Annotated in this window: 3 protein-coding genes; 1 reads left to right on the top strand and 2 read right to left on the bottom strand. The window is 41.9% G+C overall.

The window, feature by feature from the left end:
* Window positions 1–205 precede the first annotated feature (205 nt).
* A complete protein-coding gene (locus Q1V93_RS04235; RefSeq protein ID WP_300661912.1) occupies window positions 206–1,168 on the bottom strand; it encodes a hypothetical protein in 963 nt (320 codons plus the stop codon).
* A 278-nt stretch (window positions 1,169–1,446) separates the two neighbouring features.
* The gene (locus Q1V93_RS04230) at window positions 1,447–3,714 is read right to left on the bottom strand and encodes an aconitate hydratase (protein WP_300661909.1); all 2,268 of its coding nucleotides are present in this window, start codon (window positions 3,712–3,714) and stop codon (window positions 1,447–1,449) included.
* A gap of 243 nt (window positions 3,715–3,957) precedes the next feature.
* Between Q1V93_RS04230 and Q1V93_RS04225 the strand changes: the two genes are divergently transcribed.
* Window positions 3,958–4,178, top strand: a 221-nt coding sequence (locus tag Q1V93_RS04225; RefSeq protein WP_300661906.1) for a hypothetical protein, incomplete at its 3' end; no start/stop codon positions are given.

The following is a 4,178-nucleotide window of genomic DNA, read 5'->3' as shown; positions in this document are numbered from 1 at the left end:
ATGTAGAAAACTCACCAAGCTACATAAACATTAAAAAAACTATGTGACCTTCTGTGTGCTATGTGGTTCATTTTAACACATAGCACCATAGAACACATCGTGAATATTCAGCTTGAAGCCTGGATTGTTTTCTAAATCAGAAACCGTATTATTTTTTTGGTGAGTATAATACATCAAGTCCGATTAATCGCGCGCCCACTATATATTATCTGCCTCCATAGTTAAGGTTTTCCTCCTCAGGCTCTTTCTTTTTCTCTTCTTCGAGTTTCTTTTTTTCTTCTTCCAATTTTTGCTTTTCCAGCTCCAATTTCTCCTGTTCGAGCTTTAATTTCTCTTTTTCCAACTTCAGGCGTTCTTCTTCCAGTTTTTGCTTTTCAGATTCTTCACCCGGTTTCAGTTCACCTTTCTTTTTCTCCAGATCTTCCTGTTTTCGTTTTGCGGCTTCGGCCTTTTTTCTCAGATTATCTCCTCCTTCCTGATTCAGTTCATCCATACCGGGAACTTTCGGCAATTTAAAGCCAAAGCGGGAAGAAACGCCTGTTGAGATAAGCGGCCCGCCAATACCAATCTCAAAATTCATTCCTACGAATTTGGAAAAATAGTAACGGAATCCCCAACAGGTTCTCATGGAGATCGGAATCGTCGGAAATCCATTCCAGAAACCACTTTTATCATCGGTCTTCACTCCGTTTACGAATGTGCTTCTGTATTTTGCATTACTTCCAATCCCAATTCCGCCATACATATCCAGGCGTTTGTTTTTTACAGGGAAATGAAAGTTAAAGCGTGCCTGAATACGCACCCTGCTCATTTTCCGTTCATACGAATTCGTATAGGAAACTCCATCAACCATTGAATCCCTGCGGTCATAAGTCACACTGCTTCCACTGTAAATAGCATCCACACCAATCCCAAACCAATTGTTCAGGAAAAATTCAGTTCGCAAACCCGTAGGACCTGATCCGTGACTATGAATATTCGTGATATTTTCATCGTCTTTTACAGCACCAAGGATGGAACTCTTTAAACCCGGAAATAAATTAGTGTAATTCGGAACTCCATAATACGGATCATTCACCATGTTCCATTTGGTATTGGCTTGTCCGGACGCATTGATTACGAGCACAATGGACATAACACTTCCCGCAAGAGCAGCTTTTCTCTTCATAAATTGTAGCGTTTTTGGTTTTCATCTCTGCATAAAACAAAACCTTCTCTTTTTCAAAAGAAGGTTGATTTACGCGTTTTAGTTTTCACGGAAACGAAATTAAAATTTTAGTCAAACGACAATTCCAGGGTGAGCAACTGACTTCGTGGAATACCAATTTCAATGAGTCTCTGACTGCATTTATTATGCTTGCATTTCAAATTCAATAAAACAGAGAAGGGACACGATGTATCGTATCCCTTCTCCTTATTTCTTTCTGTTTCGAAACAGAATTTCTCTTAGTTATTTTGAAGTTTGATCAAATTTAATGCAGAACCTGCCTTAAACCATTCAATTTGCTGATCATTGTATGTGTGATTCAATTTGATATTTTCTTTTGAGCCATCTGCATGAACGATTTCCAATGTCAATTGTTTTCCCGGAGCGAAATCAACCAAATCAATGAAGTTGAAGGTATCGTCTTCTTTGATTTTATCGTAATCTGCTTCGTTTGCAAATGTCAATCCCAACATTCCTTGTTTTTTCAGGTTTGTTTCGTGGATACGGGCAAATGATTTCACGATTACCGCACGAACTCCTAAATGACGTGGTTCCATTGCAGCATGCTCACGGGAAGATCCTTCTCCGTAGTTTTGGTCTCCCACAACAATGGAAGGAATTCCAGCAGCTTTGTATGCGCGTTGCGTAGCCGGAACTTCACCTGTTGAGCCAGTCAATTGGTTTACTACTTCGTTTGCTTTTCCGTTGAATGCATTTTCAGCACCGATCAACATGTTGTTGGAAATGTTATCGAGGTGACCCCGGTAACGCAACCACGGGCCAGCCATTGAAATGTGGTCGGTAGTACATTTTCCTTTTGCTTTGATCAACAATTTCGCACCCATGATGTTCTTTCCGTCCCAAATCGGGAAAGATTCCAACAATTGCAAACGCGTAGAATCCGGTTTTACAATTACCTGAACTCCGGAACCATCTTCCGCAGGAGCCTGGTATCCCGGATCATCCACATCAAATCCTTTTGTTGGAAGCTCATCACCATGCGGAGGTACTAATTTCACTTGTTCTCCCTTATCATTCGTCAAGGTATCTGTTAAAGGATTGAATCCTAAATCACCGGAGATTGCCAAAGCAGCAACCATCTCGGGAGAAGTTACGAATGCGTGTGTATTCGGGTTACCGTCTGCACGCTTGGAGAAGTTCCGATTGAACGAGTGAACAATCGTGTTTTTCTCTTGTTTATCCGCTCCATCACGATCCCATTGTCCGATACAAGGTCCGCAGGCATTGGTAAACACTTTCGTTCCCATTTTCTCAAACGTCGCAATGATTCCGTCACGCTCAATCGTGTAACGCACCTGTTCAGATCCCGGATTGATTCCGAATTCTGCTTTTGGAGTGATTCCGTGTTTCACAGCCTGCTCCACAATGGAAGCTGCGCGCGACATATCTTCGTAGGAAGAGTTTGTACACGATCCGATCAGACCCCACTCTATTTTCATCGGCCAGCCGTTTGCTTGTGCTTCCGCTTTCATTTTTGAAACAGGTGTTCCGCGATCCGGAGTAAAGGGCCCGTTGATATGCGGCTCCAGGGTATCCAGGTTGATTTCGATTAATTCGTCGAAGTACAAGGCCGGGTTTGCATATACTTCCGCATCGCCTGTTAGATGCTCTGCAATCGTATCTGCCAAAGCAACTACTTCTGCACGACCTGTTGCCGTTAAGTAGCGACGCATGGAATCGTCGTATCCGAAAGTGGAGGTCGTTGCACCGATTTCAGCCCCCATGTTACAGATTGTTCCTTTTCCGGTTGCAGAAAGTGAAATCGCTCCGTCTCCGAAGTATTCAACAACGGCCCCGGTTCCACCTTTTACCGTCAGAATATCAGCAACTTTCAGAATCACGTCTTTTGAAGATGTCCAGCCGTTTAATTTCCCGGTTAGTTTCACCCCGATCAGTTTCGGGAATTTCAACTCCCAGGCCATTCCTGCCATGACGTCAACCGCGTCAGCACCACCAACTCCGATTGCGATCATTCCCAATCCGCCTCCATTCACGGTGTGCGAATCTGTTCCGATCATCATTCCTCCGGGAAATGCATAATTCTCCAGCATGACCTGGTGAATAATCCCTGCTCCCGGTTTCCAGAAGCCAATCCCATATTTATTCGAAATGGACGACAGGAAGTTAAATACCTCGTTGTTTTCGTTCAACGAACGCTGCAAATCGGCATCAGCACCTACTTTTGCCTGGATCAGGTGATCACAGTGAACTGTAGACGGGACCGACACTTTCTTTTTCCCTGCCTGCATAAATTGCAATAAGGCCATTTGTGCAGTTGCATCCTGCATGGTTACACGATCCGGAGCAAAATCCACATACGCTTTTCCCCGTTCGTATGTTTGGGTAGCTACACCATCCCACAGGTGCGCATACAGAATCTTTTCCGTCAGGGTAAGTGGTTTGTTTAACACTTTACGGGCAGCTTCTATACGAGAAGGGTATTTCTCATAAACTGCCTTTATCATATCTAAATCGAAAACAGCCATATTTTAAGTAAGTTTTGTATACCTCTAAATTTAAGCATTTAAAAAATTACATCCTCTAAATACTATTTATAAATGCATAGATTTTTTCGATGGTAATTTAACCGCAAAGAGAAAGAGAACGCAAAGGATGAAGTTTGTGTTTCAGGTAATAGGGTTATATTGGTGAAACGAAGAATATTACATCCAACCTGCCCAAATTGGATTATGGACTGGCTTGATTATACGTAGTAATTATCAAAAAGTATGGAAGAAAATTGTTTAGGACACTTCAAAGTTATTATTGATACTATTGTTGCATTAGTGACGGTATTTAGCTTAATTGTTATCTGGCTTACGTTAAGAGAAATGAGAATTCAACGACATAAGGCTTTCGAACCACATTTAATACCATTAAACTTTGAAATTATTTTTTGGACCCGTTACCCTGAGATATTGTTACCAATCAAATTTTATTTAAGTAGAGA

Source organism: Fluviicola sp., assembly GCF_030151805.1.
Taxonomy (GTDB): domain Bacteria; phylum Bacteroidota; class Bacteroidia; order Flavobacteriales_D; family Crocinitomicaceae; genus Fluviicola.
The sequence above is the reverse complement of the archived record's forward strand: the minus strand, read 5'-3'. Positions and strand labels throughout refer to the sequence as shown.

Excerpts from the sequence above, each read along its gene's own strand:
- Q1V93_RS04235 (WP_300661912.1), bottom strand. The coding sequence starts at position 1,168 with ATGAAGAGAAAAGCTGCTCTTGCGGGAAGTGTTATGTCCATTGTGCTC.
- Q1V93_RS04230 (WP_300661909.1), bottom strand. The coding sequence starts at position 3,714 with ATGGCTGTTTTCGATTTAGATATGATAAAGGCAGTTTATGAGAAATAC.